Consider the following 26970-nt stretch of genomic DNA (forward strand, 5'->3'; position numbering starts at 1 on the left):
ATTTAAGCTGTGGCCATCGCAATCTTCCCGGAGGGGCCTTCATGTCATCGCTCGAAACCCAGCAGCCGCCACTGGATGCGGAAATGGAAAAACAGCGGGCGGAGCTGGCCGGGATCATTGCTCGCAACACCGGCGAAGACGGCAGCTATGCCACGGCGATCCAGTCGCTGTTCGTCTCGCGCTACAGCCACTCCCATGATTTCGCCTCGGTGCTGGCCCAACCGGCCCTGTGCATCATGGCCCAGGGTCGCAAGGAAGTACGGCTGGCCGACGAGGAGTTCAACTACGACCCGCTCAACTACCTGGTGGTCTCGGTTTCCATGCCATTGAGCGGACGCCTGGCCGATGTCTCGCCGCTGGAACCGGTCCTCGCCCTGCGCCTGGACATCGACCCGGCCGAAATCAGCACGCTGATCGCCGATGCCGGGCCGCTGGGGGTGCCGAACCGTCCTGTCGGCCGTGGCCTGTATGTGGAACGCCTGGATACGCCGATGCTCGACGCCGTGCTGCGCCTGACCCGCCTGCTGGATACGCCCAAAGACATCGCCATGCTCGCGCCGCTGATTCGTCGGGAGATTCTCTACCGGCTGCTGCGCAGCCCCCAGGGCCACCGGTTGTATGAGATCGCCATCGCCAACAGCCAGGGCCACCGGGTCAGCCAGGCCATCAAATGGCTGAACGGCAATTACGAGCAACCGCTGCGCATCGACGATCTGGCGCGCGGGGTGAACCTCAGCGTGTCCACCCTGCACCACCGCTTCAAGGCCATGACTGCCATGAGCCCCTTGCAGTATCAGAAACAACTGCGCCTGCAGGAAGCCCGGCGCCTGATGCTGACTGAAGGGCTGGAAGCGTCCGCCGCCGGTTACCGGGTCGGCTACGAAAGCCCCTCACAGTTCAGCCGCGAATACAGCCGCCAGTTCGGCGCTCCGCCGCTGCGGGATATGGCGCGCCTGCGCAGCAGCGTCTGACGGGCACAATGACCGAAAATTGAAAACCCCATGCCTCCTGGCGAGGCATGGGGTGTTTTTTGCGCGGCTCAGCGCGCGCGAATCACGTGCTTGATCTCCTGGAATGCCTGCAACCCCCAAGGCCCCAGCTCGCGGCCGATGCTGCTCTGCTTGTAGCCGCCCCAGGCGGTCTGCGGGAAGATCACTTGCGGCGCGTTGATCCATACCAGCCCGGCCTGCAAGGCATTGGCGACCCGCTCGGCGTTGTCTAGATCCGCGCTGACCACACTGGCCACCAGGCCGAACTCGCTGTCGTTGGCCAGTGCGATGGCCTCGGCCTCGCTGGCGAAACTGCGCACGCAGAGCACCGGGCCAAAGATCTCCTCACGCCACAGCGCACTGTCGAGGGGCACTTCGGTGAAGAGGGTCGGCCGTACAAAAAAACCACGTTCCCGGTCCGCTGGACGCCCACCACCGCATACCAGCTTGGCCCCGACACTCAGCCCGCGATCAATATGGCCCAGCACTCGCTGGTATTGCGCCTGGTTGACCAGCGCGCCCATCTCCACGTCCGGATCGAAAGGGTCCGCCACTCGAATCGCCTCGGCCCGCGCCTTGAGGCGCAGCAGGAACTCGTCCGCTAGTTCGTCGGCCACCAGCACCCGGCTGGTGGCAGAGCACATCTGCCCGGCGTTGAAAAATCCGCCGCCACAGGCCAGTTCCACCGCCAGTTCGAGATCGGCATCCGCCAGCACCAGCAGCGAAGATTTGCCGCCCAGCTCCAGGCTCACGCCTTTGACCGTCTCCGCCGCGCGCTGCATGACCTGGACCCCGACCGCATTGCTGCCGGTGAAGGAAATCTTCGCCACCCGCGGATCGGCCGCCAGCGGCGCGCCCACCGCCAGCCCGGTGCCGCAGACCAGGTTGAATACGCCCTTGGGCAAGCCGCTCTGGGCGATGATCGCCGCCAGTTCCAGTTCCGGCAGCGGGGTGACTTCCGAGGGCTTGAGCACCACGCTGCAACCGGCAGCCAGGGCCGGCGCGAGCTTCCAGGCGGTGGTGACCATCGGGAAGTTCCACGGCACGATCAGGCCGACCACGCCACAGGGCTCACGCCGCACACGGGCGCTGAAATCATCGCTGGGCAACGGCACGTCGCGGTCCTGGGCGGCGTCCAGGCCTTCGGCCAGCCCCGCGTAGTACTCGAAGGTGGCAATCACGTCATCGACGTCGATGGCCGCTTCGAATTGCGGCTTGCCGTTGTTGCTCGATTGCAGGTGCGTCAGGCGTTCACGGCGCTCGGCGACCCCGGCGGCGATCCGCCGCAACACCGCGCCACGCTCGGCACCGCTGGCCGCGGCCCAGTGCACGAGCCCGGCCTGGGCCGCGGTCACCGCCTGCTCGACGCTGTGCCGGTCGCCACCACCGACCAACGCCAGCAGCTCTTCGGTGGAGGGATTGATCACTGGCAGCAGCTCGCTGCCGGCACGCCACTGACCGTCGATGTAGAGGCCGTTCAACAGGTTTGCCTGGCTCATGCTTGCACCGCCCGCATCCAGCCGGCCTGGTCGATTTCGATCAGGGTCGGGCCCTGGCGATCGCTGGCCGCGCGCAGCGCATCGCGCAATCCGTCGACGCTGTCGATGGCCTCGGCGGCGCAGCCCAGGGCCTTGGCCACGCCGATGAAGTCCGGCGTGTAGATGTCCACGCCCACCGGTTCGATGGCGCGGTTGACCATGTATTTCTTGATTTCTTCGTAGCCCTGGTTGTTCCACAGCAGCACGATGATCGGCGTGCGCGCTTCCACCGCGCAGGCCAGTTCCGACAGGGTGAACTGCAGGCCGCCGTCGCCGATCAGGCACGCCACCGGGCCCCGGGCATTGCGCTCGGAAGCACCGCCCAGCCAGGCGCCGATGGCCGCCGGCAAGGCATAACCCAAGGTGCCGTAGCCGGTCGAGGAGTTGAACCAGCGGCGCGGACGCTCGGGGTTAAAGGTCAGGTTGCCGCTGTACACCGGCTGTGTGGAGTCGCCGACGATGACGATCTCCGACAGCTCTTGCAGCACGGTTTCGAGGAACAGCGTCTGCGCCCGGGTCGGCGCGTCCCACTGCTGTTCCAGTGCGTTGCGCAGGGCAGCGGCACGGGCGGTGCCCCAGGCACTGTCGCGCTCGCTCAGCGGTTGCTTGCCCAACTCGGCCAGCAAGGCTTCGGTTGCGCTGTGGGAGTCGGCCACCAGCGCCACTTTCGGTGGATAGTTGCGCACGGTCTGGTCAGGGTCGATGTCGATGCGCAGCAGGGCGCCAGGAATCTCGAAGCCACCGGCGAAGGTCACGTCGTAATCGGTTTCGGCCAGTTCGGTGCCGATGGCCAGGACCACGTCGGCATCGGCCACCAGGGCGCGGGTCGCCACCAGCGACTGGGTCGAGCCGATCAGCAGCGGGTGCCGCGACGGCAGCATGCCCTTGGCATTGATGGTCAAGGCCACCGGTGCCTGGAGCAATTCGGCGAGGCGGGTCAGGGACGCGGCAGCATCGATCGCACCGCCACCGGCGAGGATCAGCGGACGCCTGGCGCCCGCCAGCAGTTGGCTCATCCGGGCAATCGCGGCGGGCGCGGCGCCGGCCCGGGCGATGCTCACCGGCTCGCTGTCGAGCAGGTCATCGGCCTCCTCCACCAGCACGTCGAGGGGGATCTCGATGTGCACCGGGCGCGGCCGACCGGCCTGGAACAGCGCGAAGGCGCGGGCCAGGACGCCCGGCAGTTCCGCTGCGGACATCAGGGTATGGGAGAACGCCGCCACGCCGCCCACCAGGGCGCCCTGGTTCGGCAGCTCATGCAACTTGCCGCGGCCGCCGCCGAGCTGGCTGCGCGACTGCACGCTGGAGATCACCAGCATCGGAATCGAGTCGGCATAGGCCTGGCCCATGGCGGTGGTGATGTTGGTCATCCCGGGGCCAGTGATGATGAAACACACCCCCGGCTTGCCGCTGGTGCGGGCATAACCGTCGGCCATGAAACCGGCGCCCTGCTCGTGACGCGGCGTGACATGCCTGATGCGCGAACGGGCCAGGCCGCGATACAGCTCGACGGTGTGCACCCCCGGAATGCCGAAGACCTGCTCGACGCCATAACCTTCGAGTAACTTGACCAACACTTCGCCGCACGTCGCCATGTCTTGCCCTTCTTGTTCGCTTGAGACGGTGTGCCTGGCTGGCCGCTGCATGGCCAGGCACGGGGAAGGCGTCATTGGAACGGGCCACGTGTAGCGGGAACAATGGATAAAAAGTCATACTAGCCATGTCCTCACGTCATGCCTTGGCCCTTTATGAAACGCCTCCCGCCCTTGCCTGCGCTGCACACCTTTCTGATCACCGCACGCTGCTGCAACTTCACCCACGCGGCCGAGCAGCTGCATATCACCCAGGGCGCGGTGAGCCGGCAGATCGCCGGCCTGGAGAGCCACCTGGGTTATGCCTTGTTCCAGCGCCAGGCCCGCGGCCTGAGCCTGACGGCCGAAGGACGGGAATGGTTGCCACGGGTGGAACAGGTGTTCGGCCTGATCAGCGAGGGGGTGGAACAGGTCGGGGTGAACCGCGACACCCTGCAACTCAAGGCGTCCACCTGCGTGATGCGCTGGTTGTTGCCGCGCCTGATGCAGTGGCAGAAAGAGCGGCCGGACGTGCCTGTGCGGCTGACCACCACGGTGCAGCACGGGGTCGACTTCAACCGCGAACACTTCGACGCCGCGGTGATTTACGGCGCCCCGCCCCCCTCCACCCTCGGGGCCTATCACCTGTTCGACGAACAGCTGACGCCGGTGTGCTCACGGGCATTGCTCGAAGGGGCGATAGCGCTGAAGACCCCGGCCGACCTGCAGCAACACATGCTGCTGCATCCGACCCTGGATACCCATGACTGGAAGACCTGGCTGAAAGCCTCGGGGACGGTGCTGAATAACATCGGCAAGGGCCAGCATTTCGAAACCCTGGACCTGGCGATGTCGGTTGCGGCCCAAGGCACGGGCGTGGCCATTGGCGACTGGGCATTGATCGGCGAAGACCTGAGCGCCGGGCGGCTGGTCATGCCATTTGCATTGAAGGTGCGCACCGGCCTGGGTTACTACCTGGTCCACCCCGATCGCTCAGCGCCATCGCCGCAGTTGCGGGCGTTGCTGGACTGGCTGGTGGAACAGGCCCGGACCAGATAGCCCTAAAACCGATGTAGCCCTGTAGCCGCTGGCGCAGCCTGCGATCGGCTGCGCAGCAGTCGCAAAACCAGACACCACGTACAACCTGTTGTCTGGATTACGACCGCTTCGCGCTCGTTCGCAGCCTGCGGCAGCGGCTACAGGGTGAGGGGGAGCCTCAGTAACCGACAGTGAAACGCTGGCGGGAGTGCTTCGGTGTTTCCAGCTCATCGATCATGGCGATGGCGAAGTCGGCGAAGGTGATCCAGCTCTTGCCTTCGGCGCTCACCAGCAGATGGTCCTGGCCCAGGCGGAACTGCCCGCGGCGTTCGCCTTCGACGAATTCCGCCGATGGCGACAGGAAGGTCCAGTCCAGCTCTTTCTCCTGGCGCAGGGTATCGAGGAACACACTGCCGGCACTGGCTTCAGCCTTGTACTCATCCGGAAAACCGGCGGCGTCGATCACCCGACTGCCGTCGGGCAACAGCAACGAACCGGCACCGCCCACCACCAGCAGGCGTTTGACGCCGGCCTGTTTCACCGGGTCGATCACGGCCTTGGGCGCGATGGTGGAAAAGTGCGCCGCGCTGATCACCGCATCGTGACCGGCGACCGCTGCCTGCAACGCCGCGCCGTCCAGCACGTCGACCGCCTTGCTCACCACACCGGCGCGGTTGCCGATTTTCGCCGGGTTACGGGCAATCGCGGTGACGCTGTGACCACGACGCAGGGCTTCTTCCAGCAGTTGGCTACCGGCACGACCGGTGGCACCAATGATTGCGATCTTGCTCATGACAGTTCTCCAGTTCCGATAAGTGAGACAAAGCCTTACAGGGACTGCCCCCGCGCCAGGCGCGGGGGCAGTCGAATCACCACTTCATTTCGCCCTTGGCGACCTTGGCGCTCAGCTCCAGGGAGCTGTCTTCGCCCAGGTCCGGGTAACGCTTTTTCATCGCCGCGATCAGTTCGGCGGAATCCTTGGCCTTGGCGGTTTCTTCATCGAAGGCCTTGATGTAGTCGGCGGTGAAATGCACGGGAGCCAGGGAGCGGACGCTTTCGCCCAGGTAATGGCCCGGTACCACGGTCTGGGGTTTCAGCGCGGCGATGGTGTCCAGGGTGGTTAGCCAGTCCTTGTGGGATTGCGCGGTCTGGGTATCGGCCATCCATACATGGATGTTTTCCGCCACCACCACGCCACCGACGACCGCCTTGATCGACGGGATCCAGACGAAGGTGCGGTCAGGCTGCTTGCCGTCCAGGCCGATGATGTCCAGCTTCTGCCCTTCCAGGGTCAGGCTGTGGCCCTTGAGCACGCCCGGCACAATGGTCTTGGCCGGTACGTCGGCGCCCATTTTCGGGCCCCAGAACGCGAGCTTGCCGTCGACCGTGGCCTTGATGTGCTCGACAGTCGGCTGCGACGCCACGACCTTGGCCTTGGGGAAAGCCTGGGTGATGGTGTCCAGGCCGAAGTAGTAGTCCGGGTCACCGTGGCTGATGTAGATGGTGGTCAGTTGCTTGCCGCTGGCGCGGATCTTTTCCACCAGTTGCTCGGCCTGGGATTTGCCGAACTGCGCGTCCACCAGGATCGCTTCCTTCTTGCCGCTGACCAGCACCGAAGTCACCGGGAAGATCGCCGCGGTGCCCGGGTTGTACACATCCAGCTTCAGGGCCGGCTCGACGGCGGCGGCATGGGCGGCGAAACCCAGGGTGGCGGTCGCCAGCAGCAGGCGCTTGAGTGAGGTGAATCCGATCATATGCAGCTCCGATGGTCTGTCGGCCGTAAGTGGCCATGGGTAGGTGGCGATGGAGATGAAGCTTAGTTGCCGCACTCGTTACAAAAAATGCGATGCTTGGACATAGTTTGTTTCTGAAAGCGGGCAAATCATGGATCGTCTTCAAGCAATGCGCGTCTTCGTCACCGTAGTCGACCTTGGCAGCCAGTCGGCCGCCGCCGACCATCTGGACCTCTCGCGGCCGGTGGTTTCGCGTTATCTCGCGGAGCTGGAGGACTGGGTCGGCGCCCGGCTGATGCACCGCACCACCCGCAAGCTGAGCCTGACCGCGGCGGGCTCCGAGATCCTGCCCCGCTGCCGGCAGATGCTCGAGTTGTCGACGGACATGCAGGCCGCCGTCAGCGAACCCGACGATGCGCCCCGCGGTTTGCTGCGCATCAGTGTCAGCACCTCGTTCGGCCAGGCTCAGCTGGCGGATGCCATGGCCACCTACGTCAAGCGTTACCCCGGCGTCAGCATCGACCTGCAGATGCTCGACCGCACGGTGAACCTGGTGGACGAACGCATCGACCTGGCGATCCGCACCAGCAACGACCTGGACCCGAACCTGATCGCCCGGCGGCTGACGGTATGCCGCTCGGTGATCTGCGCCTCCCCGGCCTACCTGCGTGAGCACCCGGCACCACAGCGGGTCGAGGAGCTCAGCCAGCACAACTGCCTGACCCACTCCTATTTCGGCAAGAGCCTGTGGCATTTCGAACAGGACGGCGAACAGGTTTCGGTACCGGTGCAGGGCAATATCAGCGCCAACGAAGCCAGCACCCTGTTGCGCGCGACCATGGCCGGGGCCGGCGTGGCGATGCTGCCCAGCTACCAGGCCGGCGTGCATATCCACAGCGGCGAACTGGTGCGCCTGCTGCCCCATGCCGAACCCCGGCAAATGAACATGTACGCGGTCTACGCCTCGCGCAAACACATGCCGGCGGCCCTGCGCAGCATGCTGGATTTCCTGGTGCTGCGTTTCCCCGAAGAACCGGAGTGGGACAAGGGGCTGTAAAACCCGATAAGACCGCTGAATACCGCGTCAACACCCTGCCCGCGACCTGGCAAGCGGCCATGTCTGCCCCATGTGGCTGATCTATGCTGATAACAGTACCCCCACACGCGCAGGGGTATTCGTTCAGAGGTGTTTGCCATGAACATCAAAACAAGAAGATACCTGGCCATTTTCGTCACCTGCACCGCGACCCTGGTGCTGTATGGAACAGCGGCCTATCGCGTCGAGCAGGCCCGGCAACAGCCACATGTCTTCGCCAGTTGCAACATTGATCAGTGCATCCCGCACAACGCGACCCTCAACTCCTTGAAATGATGCAGGCGCGCGGCGTCACTGTTCGTGATCGCTCTTCAAGCGGTCGCGGAAGGCCTTGGGCGAGATCCCGACGCGGCGGCGGAACAGCCGGGTGAAGTTGGTGGGATCGGAAAACCCCAGGGTGTCGGAAATCTCGTAGATGGTCATGCTGGTGTAGGTCAGCAGGCGCTTGGCCTCCAGCAGCTGGCGTTCATGCATGATCTGCAGGGCCGGCTGGCCCGCCAGTTCACGGCAGGTGCCATTGAGGTGGGAAACGGAGATCCCCAGCTTGTGCGCCAGGTCCTCGACCTTCACATGCTCGCGATAGTGGGTTTCCACCAACTGGATATAGCCATTGAAATACTCCCGCGCCCGCTGCGGTCGCTGGCTGGCGCTGCGGCGCCGGATCGCCTGGCGGCTGACCCACACCATGATCACGCTGACCAGCGAGTGCATGAGCATTTCCCGCGCCGGCTCACGCCCCAGGTACTCGTTCTGCAACGCGGCGAACAGGCTGTTCAGGTAGTCGCCGTCGGCGCCCGCCGGGTAGCTCTCGGCCACGGCCAGGGCATTCACCGAGTGCCCCAGCTGGGCTTGCAGATGGGCCATCAAGGGCGCGGCCAGGGTCACCACATAACCGTCGATGTCCTCGGAAAAACGAAAGCCATGCACCGACAGGGCCGGCAGGATCTGTAGTGCCGACTCCCCCAGCAGCGTGCGCTGGCCTTCGATCTCAAGCTCGGCCTGCCCGCGATGCACGAACAGCAACTGACAGAGATCGGCATGCCGATGCGGCTTGATTTCCCAATGGTGCTCGCGGCTGCGCTTGGAAATGGTTTCGCAGTGCAGCAGGTCCGGTGTCGGCCAATCCAGGCTTTCCCCATAGAGTTTGAACACCGGAATTGAAGGCAAGGCAGGCTTATTCATAACTGCAATCCAGGCCTCTGGGTGACGGGCGATAATCGCACCGATTGGTGAAATGAACAGGTATCGGCTCAGTTTTCACCTTCAACTGACAGCATCACAAGTGAAAAATGCAGGCACTCGAAACATAAAAATCACTCAGCGAACCTGTTCGCGTGAAGCTTGCGAGTCATAAAAACAATGAAAACCCTGAAAACTCAAGTCGCCATCATCGGCGCCGGCCCCTCCGGACTACTGCTCGGCCAGCTGCTGCACAAGGCCGGCATCGATACCCTGATCCTCGAACGACAAACCCCGGACTACGTACTCGGGCGCATCCGCGCCGGGGTGCTGGAACAAGGCATGGTCGACCTGCTGCGCCAGGCCGGGGTCAGCCAGCGCATGGACGTCGAAGGCCTGGTGCACGGCGGCTTCGAACTGGCCCTCGACGGCCGCCGAGTGGCCATCGACCTGCACGCCCTCACCGGCGGCAAGAGCGTGACGATCTACGGCCAGACCGAAGTTACCCGCGACCTTATGCAAGCCCGCCAGGCCGTCGGCGCCCGGACCCTGTACCAGGCCGACAACGTGCGCCCCCACGACATGCAGAGCGACCAGCCCTACCTGACCTTCGATTACCAGGGCGAGCCCCACCGCCTGGACTGCAACTACATCGCCGGCTGCGACGGCTTCCACGGTGTCGCCCGGCAGTCGATCCCGGCCGACAAGCTCAAGGTTTTCGAGCGCATCTATCCGTTCGGCTGGCTCGGCATTCTCGCCGATACCCCGCCGGTCCACGACGAACTGGTCTACGCCCGCCACGAACGCGGCTTTGCCCTGTGCAGCATGCGATCGACCACCCGCACCCGCTACTACCTGCAGGTACCGGCAGAGGAAAATGTCGCCGACTGGTCCGATCAACGCTTCTGGGACGAACTCAAGAAGCGCCTGCCCGAGGAGCTGGCGGAGCGCCTGGTGACCGGACCGTCGATCGAGAAAAGCATCGCGCCGCTGCGCAGTTTCGTGGTCGAGCCGATGCAATACGGACGGCTGTTCCTGGTCGGCGACGCCGCGCACATAGTGCCGCCCACCGGGGCCAAGGGCCTGAACCTGGCCGCCAGCGATGTCAGCACGCTGTTCAACATCCTGCTCAAGGTCTACCGCGAGCAGCGCACCGACCTGCTGCAAAAGTACTCGGAAATCTGCCTGCGGCGGATCTGGAAGGCCGAGCGTTTCTCCTGGTGGATGACCGCGATGCTGCACCGTTTCCCCGACTCCGACGACTTCAGCCAGCGTATCGCCGAGTCGGAGCTGGCGTACTTCGTCGACTCCGAGGCCGGGCGCAAAACCATCGCGGAAAATTACGTCGGCCTTCCTTACGAAGCTATCGAGTAGGGGCCTATCGAGTACACTAGCGGGCATTCCCGCTCGCCTTGCACCCTGCGGGTCAATCACTGCCCGCAGGTTCTTCCGTGACCCATCCCGACCAGCCTGGCCAGCCCAAACTGGCTCTTCGCAGCGTACTGATTGCCCTGATGCTGGCGATCTTCCTCGGCGCCCTGGACCAGACCATAGTCGCGGTCTCCATGCCCGCCATCTCCGCGCAGTTCAAGGACGTCAGCCTGCTGGCCTGGGTGATTTCCGGCTACATGGTGGCCATGACCGTGGCTGTACCGATCTACGGCAAGCTCGGCGACCTCTATGGCCGACGCAAGCTGATGCTGTTCGGCATGGGCCTGTTCACCCTGGCATCGCTGTTCTGCGGCATGGCCCAGAACATGGAACAGCTGGTCCTGGCGCGGATCTTCCAGGGCATCGGCGCCGGCGGGATGATTTCGGTCAGCCAGGCGATCATCAGCGACATAGTGCCGCCCCGCGAACGTGGGCGTTACCAGGGTTACTTCAGCAGCATGTACGCGGCAGCCAGCGTCGCCGGCCCGGTGCTCGGCGGCTACATGACCGAATACCTGTCCTGGCGCTGGGTGTTCCTGATCAACCTGCCCCTGGGCCTGGGTGCCTGGCTGGTGGCCAGGCGCAATCTGCGGGGGCTACCGATTCCGCAACGCAAACCGATCATCGACTACCTCGGCACGCTGCTGATGATCATCGGCCTGACCGCCCTGCTGCTGGCGATCACCCATTTCGGCCAGGGTCACGCCTGGCGCAGCCAAGAGGTGCTGGGCCTGCTGGCCTGTGCCGTCATCGTCCTGGCCCTGTTCGCCAGGCATGAACGGCGCACGCAAGAGCCGCTGCTGCCCATGCACCTGTTCGCCAATCGCAATGCCATGCTGTGCTGGTGCACGGTGTTCTTCACCAGCTTCCAGGCCATCTCCCTGACGGTGCTGATGCCGTTGCGCTTTCAGAGCGTCACCGGCGCCGGAGCCGACAGCGCGGCATTGCACCTGCTGCCGCTGGCCATCGGCCTGCCGATAGGCGGCTACTTCGCCGGGCGCATGACCTCGGTGACCGGCCGCTACAAACCGATGATCCTCAGTGGCGCCCTACTGATGCCGCTGACCGTTCTCGGCATGGCCTTCAGCCCACCCCAGGCGGTGCTGCTGAGCAGTGTGTTCATGTTGTTCGGCGGGATTGCCTCGGGCATGCAGTTCCCGACTTCGCTGGTGGGCAGCCAGAACTCGGTGGAACAACGGGATATCGGAGTCGCCACCAGCACTACCAACCTGTTCCGTTCCCTGGGCGGTGCGGTGGGTGTGGCCTTGATGTCAGCGCTGTTGCTGGCGTTGTTGCAGGACTCCAGCTTCGCCCAGTTGAGCGGTTCGGCGCTGATCGGCGAAGGCCACTCGGGCAATGTGCTGCTCGATGGCCTGAATGCCGCGCCGGATGTGGAACAGGGAGCCTTGCGGGCTGAGTTGCTGCTGACCTTCAAACACTTGCTGATGGTCAGCGCGGCAGTGTCGTTGCTGGGGTTGGCGGCGGCGCTGGCCATGCCCAATGCGCTGCTGCGCGGGCGTGAAGACAAGGTCAAATAACGGCATCGCCAGCCAGCTCTTCCATAGGCGAGCTGGCTGGCGACCGACCCTCACGGGCTGTAGTACCCCACCGCCACCAGGAAGTGCCCGACCTTGCGCAGGTAGGCGTGCTTGTCTTCCACCTTGGCCGTCACCGGGTTCTTCCAGCGGTACTCATACTCGCCCTGATCCTGGGTGGCCATCAGTGCCAGGATCGGCTCGCCCACCGGTTTGCCGTCCGGATCCTTGACCTTGTTGAAGTCGGTATTGATCAGCCGCAGATTGGTGCCGTGGGCCACATAGCGCTGGTTGTCCAGATCGACCACGAACACATACAGGTCGTCCTGCAGGAAACCGCCCTTGAGCGAGTTGATCGCCGTCAGCGTACCCTTCTCGTCCTTGACCAACTCGCTCGCAGCCTTGTCCAGCAAGGCCCTGGCTTGCTCGGCGGAGGCCCGCGGCAGGTAATAACCGACCGCGAGGATTCGCTCGCCGACCCGCTGGTAATACACATGCTTGCGCTCGACCTTGCCGTCGGCCCAGTTCTGCCAGCGGTATTCGGCTTGCTGGATGCCATTGCCCTCGGGAATCTTCAGCGCGTCCTTGAAGGCCTTTTGCAAATCCGGCCCGAGCACCTCGGAAACATCGCGGCCGATCAGCGCCGACGACGGCCCGCCACTGGCCAGCATCACCCCCTTGGTGTCGACCACAAACACATAACGGTCCTTGTCGACGAACTCGCCCTGCCGGCTGAAAGCGGCAAAGGCCTTGTCACCCTGGTCGTGGTAATAGGCCAGGGCCTTCTCCAGCAGGGCCTTGGCCGCCGTGGCATCGTCCGCCGCCTGGACCTGGCTGCCACAGAACATCAGCAACCACCCCAGCACCGTGGCTCTAAGCAATCCCCTCATTGCGCGTCCCTCGTTCTTGTTGGTGTTTCAAGAGCGTAGACGGCTAAAGGATATGGTCGAGTATTCAGCGAAGCAGGGAGGCGAGAGGCAAAACCGCGACCTTCCCACGCCTGGCGCGGGAAGGTCGTCAAGGTCAGGGGCGGGTATTGAGCTGCTGCTGCAGATTCTGGATCTGGCTCTGCAGGGTATTGATGTTGCGGGTGACCTGGCCGCGGAAGGCGTCGAACTCGGCGGTGTTGGTGCCGCCCTGGGCAGCGGCGGGACGATTGTCCTGCTGGCTCTTGAGCACGATCATGTCCTGCTCCAGACGCTCGATGGCGGCGCTCGGGTTGCCCTGTTTCTTCAAGGTGGCGATCTCGCCGTTCAGGCTCTTGAACTGGGCATCGGCCTTGCTGGTGTCGGCAGGCGCGCTTTTCAGGGCGGCCAGCTCGCTGCTCAAGGATTTCACCTGAGCCTGCAACTGGCTGTTGGCCGTCTGTTGTTCGGTGGCCTGCGCGGTCATCTGGGCCAGGCGCTTGTCCAGGTCCGTGGCCTGTCCGGCTACGCCTTGCTGTTGCTTGCCCTGGTCCTGCAGCCGGCTTTCCAGCTGCTTGATCTGCAGCTTCAAGGCTTCGCTGTCGCTGTTGACGCTGGACTGGCTGGCGACCACCTTGCCGGAAATGTCCTGCAGGCGCCCCGCCGCCTCTTCGCTGATACGGGCGAAACTCTCTTGGGTGGCGACCAGTTGCTGCTCCATTAGCGAGATCTGCTGGAAGCTCCACCAGGCCAGGCCGATAAAGGCGAAGAACAAGGCACCGACCAGCGCCCAGAGTGGCCCGGCATTCGCTGCCTTGACCTTGACGGCCGGCACGCTGCGCGAATGCACCGAAGTACGCGCGCGGCCCGCGGCGGTGGTCGGGAAATCATCGTCGAGGGTATCGGCACGCAGGCTTGGAACATCGTCGAAGTCGTCGTTGGCATCGTTACGCATGGGGCAACCTTTCTAAAACCGCGGTGATAGCTGAATGGGGCGAGTATAAACCGCTAACCCGCCGCCCTGATCGACCCTGAACCCCGAACTCGGTTCAGTGTTTATTTTCAGCGTATGTCCTGGGCCTTCCACCAGCCGCAGAATTCATCCAGCGCCGTCCACAGGCTGACCTTGGGTTCGTAATCCAGATAATGGCGGGCGCGGCTGATATCCAGGGTGAAGTTCTTGTTCATGACCTGCATGCCCAGGCGCGACAGGGTCGGCTCCGGACGGCCCGGCCAGAGCTTGCAGAAGCCTTCATTGAGGGCCGCCACGCTGTAGGCCAGGCCAAAGGAGCGGTAGCGCGTGACCTGCGGCACGCCCATCTGGCGCATCACATAGTTCACCACGTCCCACAACGGCACGGGCGCGCCGTTACTGATGTTGTAGGCCTTGCCCAGGGCCGAGCCGCTGGCCAGCAGACTGCTGAGCAGCGCTTCGTTGAGGTTCTGCACACTGGTGAAGTCGACCTTGTTCAGGCCATTGCCGATGATCGCCAGACGGCCCTTGCGCTGCATCTTCAACAGGCGCGGGAAAATGCTCATGTCGCCGGCGCCGGTGACAAAACGCGGACGCAGCGCCAGCACTTCCAGGCCGAACTCCTGGGCGCCGAACACCTTCTGCTCCGCCAGGTATTTGGTGGCGGCATAAGGGTGCTTGAAGCGCTTGGGTACTTGTTCTTCGGTCAGGCCCAGATGGTCGCGGCCGTCGAAATAGATCGACGGCGACGACAGGTGCACCAGGCGCCGGACATGGCGCTTGAGGCAGGCCTCGACCACGTTTTCGGTGACCAGCACGTTGCCCTGATGGAAATCCTGATAACGCCCCCAGAGCCCCACCGCCCCCGCACAATGCACCACCGCATCGACATCGCGACACAGGTCGCGCACCAGGTCGGCATCACTCAAGTCACCCTGGACGAACTCGGCTCCACGCCGCACCAGATGTTCCACACCTTCGGCCCGACGCCCGTTGACCCGTACATCCAGGCCCTGCTCAAGGGCAAAACGCGCGAAGCGTCCGCCAATGAAGCCGCTTGCGCCGGTGACCAGAATTTTCATGACTTGCTCCGATTGCTTTCGTGTTTCATGCCTGTCGCACACTTGTGTTGCATGGGGTATTGCCTGATGCCTTGACGCCTTGTGTTACGCCAACGGCACCAGCCATTGCGCCGAAGAACGCGCCAGGTGCTCGGTGAGCAGACCCAGCAGTTGGCCACCATTGCGCCAATGATGCCAGTACAGCGGCACATCGATCGGCTTATCTGGCAAAAGCTCCACCAACACACCCCGCGCCAACTGGTCGCGCACCTGCAATTCGGGCACCAGCCCCCAGCCCAGGCCGGCCTCGGTCAGGCGGATAAAGCCCTCGGACGAAGGGCACAGGTGATGCTCGAACCCGCCATCGACACCCAGCGCCGCCAGGTAGCGGTGCTGCAGGAAATCGTCCGGGCCGAACACCAGGGCCGGCGTCCGGGCCAGGCGCTCGGCCTGCACACCCTGCGGAAAATGCCGAGCAAGGAAGGCCGGGCTGGCCAGGGCACGGTAGCGCATGGCGCCCAGCAGCACGCTGCGGGCACCCGCCACCGGCCGCTCGCTGGCACAGACACAGGCCGCCACTTCCCCGGCCCGCATGCGCTTGAGGCCCACGGTCTGGTCTTCGACGATCAGGTCCAGAAGCAAGTGCTGCTCGGCACAAAAGTCGCCCACGGCCTCGGCCCACCAGGTGGCCAGGCTGTCGGCGTTGAGGGCGATGCGCAGACGCTCCGGCAAGCCTTCCTCGTCCAGGGCCGGCACCTGGCTCTGCAGGTCGCGTTCGAGCAGGCGTACCTGCTGCACATGGTTGAGCAGGCGCCGGCCGATTTCCGTCGGCGCCGGCGGCGTGACCCGCACCAGCACCGGCTGGCCGATCCGCGCCTCGAGCAGCTTGATCCGCTGGGAAATGGCCGACTGCGACAACCCCAGCACCTGCGCGGCGCGCTCGAATCCAGCCTGTTCGATCACCGCGGCCAGGGCGGACAGCAATTTATAGTCGAACATCAGTTTTCCTAATGAGCGATCAGTAATATTGGTTTTTCTTATACAGCCTGCAACCGGAGAATAGCCAGCATGCTTTCTCGTTCAAGGACCTTTTCCATGGCTGGCGAAACCTCCCTCGATACCCTGCTGCGCAGCATGAGCCCGCAGCTCAACCCCGGTGACTACGTGTTCTGCTCCATCGCCGATCGCGCGCTGCTCGACGGCATCGACGTACTGGGCAGCTTTCGCGAGCAGGAAGGGCTCACGGTGATCCTCGAGCGCCAGCAAGCCGAACGGCTGGGGCTGGGGTTCGACTACGTCGCGGCCTGGATCACCCTGAACGTGCATTCGGCCCTGGAAGCCGTCGGCCTGACCGCCGCATTCGCCAGCGCCCTGGGCAAGGCCGGGATCAGCTGTAACGTGATCGCCGGCTACTACCACGATCATCTGTTTGTCGGTAAGGCCGATGCCGAGCGCGCCATGCACGTGCTGCGGCAACTGGCGGCGGGCGAGGAGTAAACGACATGTGGCAGAGCTACGTTAACGGACTGCTGGTAGCGGCCGGGCTGATCATGGCGATCGGCAGCCAGAATGCTTTTGTCCTGGCCCAGAGCCTGCGGCGCGAACACCACCTGCCGGTGGCCGTGCTGTGCGTGACTTGCGATGCGTTGCTGGTGGCGGCCGGGGTATTCGGCCTGGCCACGGTGCTGGCGCAGAACCCGACGCTGCTGGCGGTTGCCCGCTGGGGCGGCGCCGCGTTCCTGATCTGGTACGGCAGCCAGGCCCTGCGTCGCGCCTGCTCCAGGCAGAGCCTGCAACAGGGCGAGAACCAGACTGTCCGCTCGCTGCGCGCGGTGCTGCTCAGTGCGCTGGCGGTGACCCTGCTCAACCCCCATGTGTACCTGGACACGGTGCTGCTGATCGGCTCGCTGGGCGCGCAACAGACCGAACCCGGCGCCTATGTGGTCGGTGCGGCCAGCGCTTCGCTGCTGTGGTTTTTCACCCTCGCCCTCGGCGCCGCGTGGCTGGCTCCATGGCTGGCACGGCCGAGCACCTGGCGCATTCTCGACCTGCTGGTGGCAGTGATGATGTTCAGTGTCGCGATTCAACTCCTCACCGCCGCATGATTTATTCCAAAAGGCTCTGGAACCTCTATCCCACACAGTTGTTGCGTGGTTATGCCGCACCCCCGGTGCTATGATCCGAACCCTGCGCCGCAAAGAGTACAAACTCCCCGGCGCTTGTCTGGCCGCCCGTGATCGGCCTTGCGCCCACCGCAACTGACCTGATTAGGAGAATCACCATGGCTTTCGAATTGCCGCCGCTGCCTTACGCACACGATGCCCTGCAGCCGCACATTTCCAAGGAAACTCTGGAATACCACCACGACAAGCACCACAACACCTATGTCGTGAACCTGAACAACCTGGTGCCAGGCACCGAGTTCGAAGGCAAAACCCTGGAAGAGATCGTCAAATCCTCTTCGGGCGGTATCTTCAACAACGCCGCTCAGGTCTGGAACCACACTTTCTACTGGAACTGCCTGGCGCCAAACGCTGGCGGTCAACCAACCGGCGCACTGGCTGAAGCCATCAACGCGGCTTTCGGTTCGTTCGACAAGTTCAAGGAAGAATTCACCAAGACTTCCGTCGGCACCTTCGGTTCCGGTTGGGGCTGGCTGGTGAAAAAGGCTGACGGTTCCCTGGCCCTGGCCAGCACCATCGGCGCCGGCAACCCGCTGACCAGCGGCGACACCCCGCTGCTGACCTGCGACGTCTGGGAACACGCTTACTACATCGACTACCGCAACCTGCGTCCTAAGTACGTCGAAGCGTTCTGGAACCTGGTCAACTGGAAATTCGTGGCCGAGCAGTTCGAAGGCAAGACCTTCGTCGCCTAAGCCCGTTTGCAGTCAAAAAAACCCGGCATTGCCGGGTTTTTTCGTTTTACCGGCAAGGGCCCGGCTTGCCGTGCCAGCCCAGCGGGCTAACCTCTCTATTCAGGTAAAAAATCTCCTCCGTCCCTCAAGTTGCAAGGCTTGGCTACCGACATATAACCGATAAGCGCGGATATGCTGGCTCCCGGCATTCCAGCCAAGCCTACAGGTGAAATATCCTGGGCCTGATTGTCCCTTTGACTGCCATCACGGGATTGCCAATACTCATGGCAACTTGACGCTACACGCACGGAACAAGGAATAACCCTTTGAAGCTGGAACTCAAAAACAGCTTGTCGGTGAAGTTGCTCCGGGTTGTGCTGCTGTCGGCACTGATAGTGGGCGTAGTTCTGAGCTGCGCACAAATCGTCTTCGATGCTTACAAGACTCGGCAGGCGGTCGCTAATGATGCCCAGCGCATTCTCGACATGTTTCGCGACCCCTCGACCCAGGCCGTATACAGCCTGGACCGCGAAATGGGCATGCAAGTCATCGAAGGCCTGTTCCAGGACGATGCTGTGCGCATGGCCTCCATTGGCCATCCCAACGAAACCATGCTCGCGGAAAAAACCCGTGAGTTACAGGCCTCCCCCAGCCGCTGGCTGACCGACCTGATCCTCGGCAAGGAACGCACCTTCACCACCCAACTGGTGGGTCGTGGCCCCTACAGCGAATACTACGGCGACCTGAGCATCACCCTCGACACGGCCACCTACGGCCAGGGATTCATCGTCAGCTCGGTGATCATTTTCATTTCCGGTGTATTGCGCGCCCTGGCCATGGGCCTGGTGCTGTATCTGGTTTACCACTGGCTGCTGACCAAGCCGCTGTCGCGGATCATCGAGCACCTGACCACCATCAACCCGGACCGCCCCAGCGAACATCAGATTCCCCTGCTCAAGGGCCACGAGCGAAACGAACTGGGGATCTGGATCAATACCGCCAACCAGTTGCTGGCGTCGATCGAGCGCAACACGCACCTGCGCCATGAAGCGGAAAACAGCCTGCTGCGCATGGCCCAGTACGACTTCCTCACCGGCCTGCCCAACCGCCAGCAACTGCAGCAGCAACTGGACAAGATCCTGATCGATGCCGGCCGCCTGCAACGCCGGGTCGCGGTGCTCTGTGTCGGCCTCGACGACTTCAAGGGCATCAACGAACAGTTCAGCTACCAGACCGGTGACCAGTTACTGCTGGCCCTGGCCGATCGCCTGCGGGCCCACAGTGGCCGCCTGGGCGCCCTCGCCCGCCTCGGCGGCGACCAGTTCGCCCTGGTCCAGGCCGATATCGAACAACCCTACGAAGCCGCCGAACTGGCGCAGAGCATTCTCGACGACCTGGAAGCGCCGTTTGCCCTCGACCACCAGGAAATCCGCCTGCGCGCCACCATCGGCATCACCCTGTTCCCGGAAGACGGCGACAGCACCGAGAAGCTGCTGCAGAAAGCCGAGCAGACCATGACCCTGGCCAAGAGCCGGTCGCGCAACCGTTATCAGTTCTATATCGCCAGCGTCGACAGCGAGATGCGCCGGCGCCGCGAGCTGGAGAAGGACCTGCGCGAAGCCCTGAACCGCGAGCAGTTCCACCTGGTCTACCAGCCGCAGATCAGCTACCGCGATCATCGGGTGGTCGGGGTCGAGGCGCTGCTGCGCTGGCAGCATCCGGAACACGGCTTCGTCCCGCCGGACCTGTTCATTCCCCTGGCCGAGCAGAACGGCACCATCATCGCCATCGGCGAATGGGTGCTGGACCAGGCCTGCCGCCAGTTGCGCGAATGGCATGACCTGGGCTTCAGCGACCTGCGCATGGCGGTCAACCTGTCCACCGTGCAACTGCACCACGCCGAGTTGCCGCGGGTGGTCAACAACCTGCTGCAGATCTATCGCTTGCCGCCACGCAGCCTGGAACTGGAAGTCACCGAAACCGGCCTGATGGAAGACATCAGCACCGCTGCCCAGCACCTGCTGAGCCTGCGCCGCTCGGGGGCGCTGATCGCCATCGACGACTTCGGTACCGGCTATTCGTCCCTGAGCTATCTCAAGAGCCTGCCGCTGGACAAGATCAAGATCGACAAGAGCTTCGTCCAGGACCTGCTGGATGACGACGACGATGCGACCATCGTGCGGGCGATCATCCAGCTGGGCAAAAGCCTCGGCATGCAGGTGATCGCCGAGGGCGTGGAAACCGCCGAGCAGGAGGCCTACATCATCTCCGAAGGCTGCCACGAAGGTCAGGGTTACCACTACAGCAAACCCCTGCCGGCACGGGAGCTGAGCGCCTACCTGAAACAGGCCCAACGCAGTAACGCGGCCATCCTCTGAAAGCACGATTGCGCGCATAAGCTTGATCCAGCGCAATCGCTTTCTGAATAGGAAATATTTACAACCACAACCCTTTACACATAATGCAAATCTTTCGCATTATGTCGCAGTTTTGCGCGCCCCTCGCGCCAGTCCACCCCTCTCTCGAAGCAGGATGTTCGCCATGATTCGTATGCCTCTGGCTACCGCCAGTCTGTTGGCCATCGCTATTTCCCTCGCTGGTTGCGGCGAAGGCAAAGACAAGGCTGCCGCGCCGCAAGCCGCTACCCCAGCCGCCAGCACCGCAGCCCCGGCCACCGCTCCTGCGGCCGGCAAGGTCGATGAAGCGTCGGCCAAGGCGGTTGTCGCGCATTACGCCGACATGGTCTTCGCCGTATACAGCGATGCCGAATCCACCGCGAAGACCCTGCAGACCGCGATCGACGCCTTCCTCGCCAAGCCCAACGCCGACACCCTGAAAGCCGCCAAGGCCGCCTGGGTCGCCGCTCGCGTGCCTTACCTGCAGAGCGAAGTGTTCCGCTTCGGCAACACCATCGTCGACGACTGGGAAGGCCAGGTGAACTCCTGGCCGCTGGACGAAGGCCTGATCGACTACGTCGACAAGTCCTACGAGCATGCGCTGGGTAACCCGGGCGCCACCGCCAACATCATCGCCAACACTGAAGTCCAGGTCGGCGAAGACAAGGTCGACGTGAAAGACATCACCCCGGAAAAACTCGCCAGCCTCAACGAACTGGGCGGTTCCGAGGCCAACGTCGCCACCGGCTACCACGCCATCGAATTCCTGCTCTGGGGCCAGGACCTGAACGGCACCGGCCCTGGCGCCGGCAACCGTCCGGCGTCCGACTACCTGGAAGGCGCCGGTGCCACCGGTGGCCACAACGACCGTCGTCGTGCCTACCTGAAAGCCGTGACCCAGCTGCTGGTCAACGACCTGGAAGAAATGGTCGGCAACTGGAAACCGAACGTGGCCGACAACTACCGCGCCACCCTGGAAGCCGAACCAGCTGAAAGCGGCCTGCGCAAAATGCTGTTCGGCATGGGCAGCCTGTCCCTGGGCGAACTGGCGGGCGAGCGCATGAAGGTGTCCCTGGAGGCCAACTCCCCTGAAGACGAGCAGGACTGCTTCAGCGACAACACCCACAACTCGCACTTCTACGACGCCAAGGGCATCCGCAACGTCTACCTGGGCGAGTACACCCGCGCCGACGGCACCAAGCTAACCGGCGCCAGCCTGTCGTCGCTGGTGGCGAAAATCGACCCGGCCGCCGACGCCGCGCTGAAAGCCGATCTGGCCGCCACCGAAGCCAAGATCCAGGTCATGGTCGATCACGCCAACAAGGGTGAGCACTACGACCAACTGATCGCCGCCGGCAACGACGCGGGCAACCAGATCGTGCGTGACGCCATCGCCGCGCTGGTCAAGCAGACCGGTTCGATCGAACAGGCCGCGGGCAAGCTGGGCATCAGCGACCTGAACCCGGACAACGCCGATCACGAGTTCTGATCAGCGTTGCGGGAATGAAAAGGCGACCTTCGGGTCGCCTTTTTTGTGCCTGCTGTCCTATAGCCGCTGCCGCAGGCTGCGATCGCCACCGAAGGGGCGCAGGGTTCAAGATCGCAGCCTTCGGCAGCGGCTACAGGCGGGTGCTCCGCTCTTGCCTCAGGTCAAGCGGAACGATAATTCCTCTTATTCAAACTCCCCCGCCCTGTTAGACTTTGCGCCCTTGTTTTGCTCGTCTTGCAGGATATCCGATGCCCCGATCGCTGCTTCGCTGGTCTGCGCTGTTCATGGCCTTGAGCCTGAGTGCCTGCGATGACGCTCCGCGTTTTACCCAGGCCGAGCCGGGCGAAGCGCGTTCCGGCGGTGAAGCGACCGTGCGCAAGAGTGACCAGAACGCTTTTTCCATGCCGTCGGCCAACCTGTCGCCGACCCGGCGCCTGGACTTCAGCGTTGGCAACAGTTTCTTCCGCAGCCCCTGGGTGATTGCCCCCTCGACCACCACCGCCCGCGATGGCCTGGGCCCGCTGTTCAATACCAACGGCTGCCAGAACTGCCATATCAAGGACGGCCGCGGCCACCCGCCGACGCCCGACTCGGACAACGCCGTGTCGATGCTAGTGCGCCTGTCGATCCCCAATGAGCCGGCCTACGCCAAGGTCATCGAGCAACTGGGCATAGTGCCCGAGCCGGTGTACGGCGGGCAGTTCCAGGACATGGCGGTGCCTGGCGTCGCTCCGGAAGGCAAGGTGCGGGTCGAGTACGAACCGCTGACCCTACGCTTCAAGGACGGCAGCGAAGTCGAACTGCGCAAGCCAAAGCTGCAGATCACCCAGCTCGGCTACGGCCCGATGCATCCCGACACCCGTTTCTCGGCCCGCGTGGCGCCACCGATGATCGGCCTGGGCCTGCTTGAAGCCATCCCCGAGGCAGCGATCCTGGCCAATGCCCAAGCACAGGCCAAGGCTGGCAACGGCATCGCCGGACGACCGAACCGGGTCTGGGACGACGCCCAGCAGAAGACCGTACTCGGGCGTTTTGGCTGGAAAGCCGGACAACCCAACCTCAATCAACAAAATGTTCACGCGTTCTCTGGTGATATGGGCCTGACCACCAGCCTGAGACCCTTCGATGACTGCACCGACGCCCAGACCGCCTGCAAGCAAGCCCCCAACGGCAACGGGCCGGATGGCGAACCGGAAGTCAGCGACAACATCCTGCGCCTGGTGTTGTTCTACAGTCGCAACCTCGGGGTGCCGGCGCGCCGCGATGTTGGCTCGCCACAGGTGCTGGCCGGCAAGAACCTGTTCTACCAGGCCGGCTGCCAGTCCTGTCATACCCCCCAGTTCACCACCGCTGCCGACGCCGCGGAACCCGAGCTGGCCAATCAAGTGATCCGCCCCTACAGCGACCTGCTGCTGCATGACATGGGCGAAGGCCTGGCCGACAACCGCAGCGAATTCCAGGCCGGCGGCCGCGACTGGCGCACGCCGCCGTTGTGGGGGATCGGCCTGACGCAAACGGTCAGCGGCCACACCCAGTTCCTGCATGACGGTCGCGCCCGCAACCTGCTCGAAGCCGTGCTCTGGCACGGCGGCGAAGCCCAGGCGGCGCAGCAACAGGTTTTATCCTTCAATGCCGAACAACGCGCTGCGTTGCTGGCATTCCTGAACTCTCTTTAACGCCTTCCTACAAGAACCGGGAGCCCGAACATGTTCCGTCCCAAGCTGTTGTTCACCAGCCTTGCCGCGCTCGCCCTGGGCGCCTGCTCGCCGCAGGACCCACAAGCCGTGACCTCGGCGGCCATCGCCAAGCAGGTGATCCTGCCGACCTACAGCCGCTGGGTCGAAGCCGACCGCCAGCTGGCGATCAGCGCCCTGGCCTTCTGTGAAGGCAAGCAAAGCCTGGATACCGCCCGTGCCGACTTCCTGCACGCGCAGAAAGCCTGGGCCGAACTGCAACCCTTGCTGATCGGCCCGCTGGCCGAGGGCAACCGCTCCTGGCAGGTGCAGTTCTGGCCGGACAAGAAGAACCTGGTTGGTCGTCAGGTCGAACAGCTGGTCACCGCCACGCCGCAGATCGACGCCGCCGCCCTGGCCAAGTCCAGCGTCGTGGTGCAAGGCCTCTCGGCCTACGAATACATCCTGTTCGACAGCAAGATCGATATGGCCGACAGCGCGCAGAAAGCTCGCTACTGCCCGCTGCTGACTGCTATTGGAGAACGCCAGAAACAGCTCGCCGAAGAGATCCTGTCGCGCTGGAACACCAGCGACGGCATGCTCGCGCAGATGAGCAAGTTCCCCAACCAGCGCTACGCCGACTCCCATGAGGCCATCGCCGACCTGCTGCGGGTCCAGGTCACCGCGCTGGACACCCTGAAGAAGAAGCTCGGCACGCCGATGGGCCGTCAGAGCAAGGGTATTCCACAGCCGTTCCAGGCCGACGCCTGGCGCAGCCAGTCGTCCATGCAGAGCCTGGAAGCCAGCCTCGCCGCGGCCCAGACCGTCTGGGCCGGGGTAGACAACAAGGGCCTGCGCGGCCTGTTGCCGGCCGAGCAGAAGCCGCTGGTGGACAAGATCGACGCCGCCTACGCCGCCTCGCTGAAGCTGTTCGCCAGCACCCAGCGCTCGCTGACCGAGCTGCTGGCCGACGACGCCGGCCGCCAGCAACTGAACGACATCTACGACAGCCTCAACGTCGTCCACCGCCTGCACGAAGGCGAGCTGGCCAAGGCGCTGGGCATCCAACTGGGCTTCAACGCCAACGACGGTGACTGATCATGCTGCGACGTCAGGCTCTGGCACTCGGCAGCCTGCTGCTGAGCGCCGTCACGCTGGGTGGCTGGACGCTGTTCAAGCACAAGGACCAAGGCCCGCTGCTGCTCTCGGCGCGGGATGACGGCGACGGCAAGCACTACGCCGTCGGCTACCGCCTGGATGGCCAGCAAGTGTTCGCCACCCAGGTCGGTCAACGCTGCCATGACATCGTCAACCACCCGACGCTGCCGATCGCCCTGTTCGTCGCCCGCCGCCCGGGCACCGAAAGCTACCTGATCGACCTGCGCGACGGCGCGTTGCTGCAAACCCTGGCCTCGCAGCCCAACCGGCATTTCTATGGCCACGCGGTGATCCACAAGAGCGGCGACTGGCTGTACGCCACCGAGAACGACACAAGCGATCCGGGTCGCGGCCTGCTCGGGGTGTACCGGTTCGAGGGCGAACGCCTGGTGCACAGCGGCGAGATCCCGACCCACGGTATCGGCCCGCACCAGGTGTCGTGGATGCCGGACGGCGAGACCCTGGTGGTGGCCAACGGCGGGATTCGCACCGAGGCGGAAAGCCGCGTCGAGATGAACCTCAACGCCATGGAGCCGAGCCTGGTGCTGATGCAGCGCGACGGCAACCTGCTGAGCAAGGAAACCCTGGCCCAGCAGATGAACAGCGTGCGCCACATGGGCATCGCCGGCGACGGCACCATAGTCACCGGCCAGCAGTTCATGGGCGACGCCCATGAGTCGTCGCAGTTGCTGGCGATCAAGCGCCCGGGGCAGCCGTTCCAGGCCTTCCCGGTGGCCGAGCATCAGCTGCAGGCAATGGGGCATTACACCGCCAGCGTCGCGGTGCACAGCGAACTGCGCCTGGTGGCCCTCACCGCCCCGCGCGGCAACCGCTTTTTCATCTGGGACCTGGACAGCGCCGAGGTGCGCCTGGACGCGCCCTTGCCGGACTGTGCCGGGGTCGGTGCGGTGGCGGATGGTTTTGTCGTGACCTCGGGTCAGGGGCGTTGTCGCTTCTACGACTGTCGTCAGAAACAACTGGTGGCAAAGCCCCTGGATTTGCCGGCAGGGCTCTGGGACAACCATTTGCACCTGGTCTAGTTTCTCGCCCCCGCGCAGGATCGCAAAGCCGGGCCGCAGATGACCGGATTGTCATCTGGAAGCCCCCGGAAAGTCGGAGTAATGTCTCCGACAATCAGCTTGGTTTTACCAACTTGGTTTTCCCAGCTTTGCTTTCCAAGGGACCGGAATATGCTGCGTCGCCGCATGTTTATCATGTTGGGTGTCGTCCTGCTGATCCTGCTGTCGCTGGCGGGCTACAAGGCCTTCTCCATCTATCAGCAGGTCAAGCTCTTCGCGGTGCCCAAGCCGCCGATCAGCGTGGCCGTGGCCACGGCTCGCGAACAACCGTGGCAAACCCGCCTGCCCACGGTCGGCACCCTCAAGGCCCTGCAGGGGGTCAACCTCAGCCTGGAAGTGGCCGGCACCGTCAAGGAACTGCAGTTCGAGTCCGGGCAAAAGGTCACGGCCGGCCAGCCCTTGCTGCAACTCGACAGTGCCGTGGAAAGCGCCCTGCTGGAAACCGCCCAGGCCGACCTGGGCCTGTCCCAGCTGGATTTCGGCCGCGGCAGCCAGCTGGTAGGCAGCCAGGCGATTTCCCGCGGCGAATTCGATCGATTGTCGGCGGTGCTGCAAAAGAACAAGGCCACGGTCAATCAGCTCAAGGCGGCGCTGGCGAAAAAACGCATGCTCGCGCCCTTCAGCGGCACCATCGGCATCCGCCATGTGGATGTCGGCGACTACCTGGCCAGCGGCACGGTGATCGCCACCCTGCAGGACCTCAGCAGCCTGTATGTCGACTTCTTCGTCCCGGAACAGGCGGTGCCGAAAATCGCCCTGGGGCAATCGGTCAGCGTGATGGTCTCCGCCTATCCGGCGGAGCAGTTCACCGCCACCATCAGTGCCATTAACCCCAAGGTCGAAGACACCACGCGTAACGTGCAGGTGCGCGCCACCCTGGCCAACCCCGACGGCAAGCTGCTGCCCGGCATGTTCACCAACCTGCAGGTGCTGCTGCCCGATCCGCAGCCCCGGGTGGTGGTCCCGGAAAGCGCCATCACCTACTCCCTGTATGGCAATTCGCTGTACGTGGTCAGTGAGAAAAAGGCCGACGACGGCAGCCCGGAAAAAGACGACAAGGGCCAGCCGGTGCTGATCGCCGAGCGGCGCTTCATCGAAACCGGCGAACGGCGCAACGGCCTGGTGCTGATCAACAAGGGCGTGAGCAGCGGCGAACAGGTGGTGAGCGGCGGGCAGATCAAGCTCGACCATGGCGCCCACATCACCACCACGCCGGACAAGACGCTGCCCGCCGAACAGAACGGCCAGCCACGCGCGAACTGATCAAGG

24 protein-coding genes are annotated in these 26970 nt (G+C 63.9%); 15 read left to right on the plus strand and 9 right to left on the minus strand.

Annotated features, from left to right (window positions below):
• Nucleotides 1-41 precede the first annotated feature (41 nt).
• Complete coding sequence (locus tag C4K38_RS25185; protein WP_025805956.1) at nucleotides 42-971, plus strand: AraC family transcriptional regulator; 930 nt, start codon at nucleotides 42-44, stop codon at nucleotides 969-971.
• A 68-nt stretch (nucleotides 972-1039) separates the two neighbouring features.
• Here C4K38_RS25185 and C4K38_RS25190 read toward each other — a convergent pair whose 3' ends face one another.
• Together C4K38_RS25190 and C4K38_RS25195 are read right to left on the minus strand one after the other, a co-directional pair.
• Nucleotides 1040-2488: an aldehyde dehydrogenase family protein gene (locus C4K38_RS25190; protein WP_053280643.1), complete on the minus strand. Its 1449-nt coding sequence runs from the start codon at nucleotides 2486-2488 to the stop codon at nucleotides 1040-1042.
• A complete protein-coding gene (locus tag C4K38_RS25195) occupies nucleotides 2485-4122 on the minus strand; it encodes a 5-guanidino-2-oxopentanoate decarboxylase (protein ID WP_053280644.1) in 1638 nt (545 codons plus the stop codon). Before C4K38_RS25195 ends, C4K38_RS25190 begins: the two co-directional genes overlap by 4 nt.
• A 153-nt stretch (nucleotides 4123-4275) precedes the next feature.
• On the opposite strand from C4K38_RS25195, the gene C4K38_RS25200 reads away from it, so the two are divergent.
• Complete coding sequence (locus C4K38_RS25200) at nucleotides 4276-5157, plus strand: LysR substrate-binding domain-containing protein (protein WP_053280929.1); 882 nt, start codon at nucleotides 4276-4278, stop codon at nucleotides 5155-5157.
• Nucleotides 5158-5314: 157 nt separating this feature from the next.
• Here C4K38_RS25200 and C4K38_RS25205 read toward each other — a convergent pair whose 3' ends face one another.
• The gene (locus C4K38_RS25205; protein ID WP_053280645.1) at nucleotides 5315-5929 is read right to left on the minus strand and encodes an NAD(P)-dependent oxidoreductase; all 615 of its coding nucleotides are present in this window, start codon (nucleotides 5927-5929) and stop codon (nucleotides 5315-5317) included.
• A 76-nt stretch (nucleotides 5930-6005) separates the two neighbouring features.
• Entirely contained in the window at nucleotides 6006-6890 is an 885-nt protein-coding gene (locus tag C4K38_RS25210; RefSeq protein ID WP_028683262.1) for an MBL fold metallo-hydrolase, read from the minus strand.
• Nucleotides 6891-7020: 130 nt separating this feature from the next.
• On the opposite strand from C4K38_RS25210, the gene C4K38_RS25215 reads away from it, so the two are divergent.
• Together C4K38_RS25215 and C4K38_RS32415 are read left to right on the plus strand one after the other, a co-directional pair.
• Entirely contained in the window at nucleotides 7021-7926 is a 906-nt protein-coding gene (locus C4K38_RS25215; protein WP_053280646.1) for a LysR family transcriptional regulator, read from the plus strand.
• Between the two features lie 138 nt (nucleotides 7927-8064).
• Nucleotides 8065-8241 carry a hypothetical protein gene (locus tag C4K38_RS32415; RefSeq protein WP_164487024.1) on the plus strand — a complete coding sequence of 59 codons (177 nt, stop codon included), beginning with the start codon at nucleotides 8065-8067 and terminating at the stop codon, nucleotides 8239-8241.
• A 15-nt stretch (nucleotides 8242-8256) separates the two neighbouring features.
• On the opposite strand, the gene C4K38_RS25220 is transcribed toward C4K38_RS32415, so the two are convergent.
• Entirely contained in the window at nucleotides 8257-9147 is an 891-nt protein-coding gene (locus tag C4K38_RS25220) for a helix-turn-helix domain-containing protein (protein WP_053280647.1), read from the minus strand.
• A 186-nt stretch (nucleotides 9148-9333) separates the two neighbouring features.
• On the opposite strand from C4K38_RS25220, the gene pobA reads away from it, so the two are divergent.
• Nucleotides 9334-10518, plus strand: coding sequence for a 4-hydroxybenzoate 3-monooxygenase (gene pobA, locus C4K38_RS25225; RefSeq protein ID WP_172833192.1), 1185 nt, complete (start codon nucleotides 9334-9336; stop codon nucleotides 10516-10518).
• 140 nt (nucleotides 10519-10658) lie between these two features.
• Nucleotides 10659-12113, plus strand: coding sequence for an MDR family MFS transporter (locus tag C4K38_RS25230; RefSeq protein WP_414860363.1), 1455 nt, complete (start codon nucleotides 10659-10661; stop codon nucleotides 12111-12113).
• A 50-nt stretch (nucleotides 12114-12163) separates the two neighbouring features.
• On the opposite strand, the gene C4K38_RS25235 is transcribed toward C4K38_RS25230, so the two are convergent.
• The 4 genes from C4K38_RS25235 to C4K38_RS25250 all read right to left on the minus strand — a co-directional run bounded on the left by C4K38_RS25235 (nucleotide 12164) and on the right by C4K38_RS25250 (nucleotide 16048).
• Nucleotides 12164-13000, minus strand: coding sequence for a cache domain-containing protein (locus C4K38_RS25235; protein WP_053280650.1), 837 nt, complete (start codon nucleotides 12998-13000; stop codon nucleotides 12164-12166).
• 133 nt (nucleotides 13001-13133) lie between these two features.
• Nucleotides 13134-13970, minus strand: a complete 837-nt coding sequence (locus C4K38_RS25240) for a hypothetical protein (protein ID WP_053280651.1) — start codon at nucleotides 13968-13970, stop codon at nucleotides 13134-13136.
• 107 nt (nucleotides 13971-14077) lie between these two features.
• Nucleotides 14078-15070, minus strand: coding sequence for an NAD-dependent epimerase/dehydratase family protein (locus C4K38_RS25245; RefSeq protein ID WP_009045338.1), 993 nt, complete (start codon nucleotides 15068-15070; stop codon nucleotides 14078-14080).
• Nucleotides 15071-15154: 84 nt separating this feature from the next.
• Nucleotides 15155-16048 (minus strand): LysR family transcriptional regulator ArgP, encoded by an 894-nt coding sequence (locus tag C4K38_RS25250; RefSeq protein WP_009045339.1) that lies wholly within the window; start codon nucleotides 16046-16048, stop codon nucleotides 15155-15157.
• 96 nt (nucleotides 16049-16144) lie between these two features.
• On the opposite strand from C4K38_RS25250, the gene C4K38_RS25255 reads away from it, so the two are divergent.
• The 9 genes from C4K38_RS25255 (at nucleotide 16145) to C4K38_RS25295 (ending at nucleotide 26964) form a co-directional block, all read left to right on the plus strand.
• Complete coding sequence (locus C4K38_RS25255) at nucleotides 16145-16546, plus strand: ACT domain-containing protein (RefSeq protein WP_053280652.1); 402 nt, start codon at nucleotides 16145-16147, stop codon at nucleotides 16544-16546.
• Nucleotides 16547-16551: 5 nt separating this feature from the next.
• Nucleotides 16552-17154 carry a LysE/ArgO family amino acid transporter gene (locus C4K38_RS25260; protein WP_053280653.1) on the plus strand — a complete coding sequence of 201 codons (603 nt, stop codon included), beginning with the start codon at nucleotides 16552-16554 and terminating at the stop codon, nucleotides 17152-17154.
• Between the two features lie 176 nt (nucleotides 17155-17330).
• Nucleotides 17331-17927: a superoxide dismutase gene (locus tag C4K38_RS25265; protein ID WP_007929765.1), complete on the plus strand. Its 597-nt coding sequence runs from the start codon at nucleotides 17331-17333 to the stop codon at nucleotides 17925-17927.
• A 305-nt stretch (nucleotides 17928-18232) separates the two neighbouring features.
• A complete protein-coding gene (locus C4K38_RS25270; RefSeq protein WP_053280654.1) occupies nucleotides 18233-20284 on the plus strand; it encodes a putative bifunctional diguanylate cyclase/phosphodiesterase in 2052 nt (683 codons plus the stop codon).
• Between the two features lie 163 nt (nucleotides 20285-20447).
• On the plus strand, nucleotides 20448-21791 hold the full coding sequence (locus tag C4K38_RS25275) for an imelysin family protein (protein ID WP_053280655.1): 1344 nt from the start codon (nucleotides 20448-20450) through the stop codon (nucleotides 21789-21791).
• 248 nt (nucleotides 21792-22039) lie between these two features.
• Entirely contained in the window at nucleotides 22040-23467 is a 1428-nt protein-coding gene (locus C4K38_RS25280) for a di-heme oxidoreductase family protein (protein WP_053280656.1), read from the plus strand.
• A 30-nt stretch (nucleotides 23468-23497) separates the two neighbouring features.
• The gene (locus C4K38_RS25285) at nucleotides 23498-24562 is read left to right on the plus strand and encodes an imelysin family protein (RefSeq protein WP_053280657.1); all 1065 of its coding nucleotides are present in this window, start codon (nucleotides 23498-23500) and stop codon (nucleotides 24560-24562) included.
• 2 nt (nucleotides 24563-24564) lie between these two features.
• On the plus strand, nucleotides 24565-25662 hold the full coding sequence (locus C4K38_RS25290) for a DUF1513 domain-containing protein (protein ID WP_053280658.1): 1098 nt from the start codon (nucleotides 24565-24567) through the stop codon (nucleotides 25660-25662).
• A gap of 150 nt (nucleotides 25663-25812) precedes the next feature.
• A complete protein-coding gene (locus C4K38_RS25295) occupies nucleotides 25813-26964 on the plus strand; it encodes an efflux RND transporter periplasmic adaptor subunit (RefSeq protein ID WP_053280659.1) in 1152 nt (383 codons plus the stop codon).
• Nucleotides 26965-26970: the final 6 nt, after the last annotated feature.

It is taken from the genome of Pseudomonas chlororaphis subsp. piscium (assembly GCF_003850345.1).
GTDB lineage: Bacteria > Pseudomonadota > Gammaproteobacteria > Pseudomonadales > Pseudomonadaceae > Aquipseudomonas > Aquipseudomonas piscium.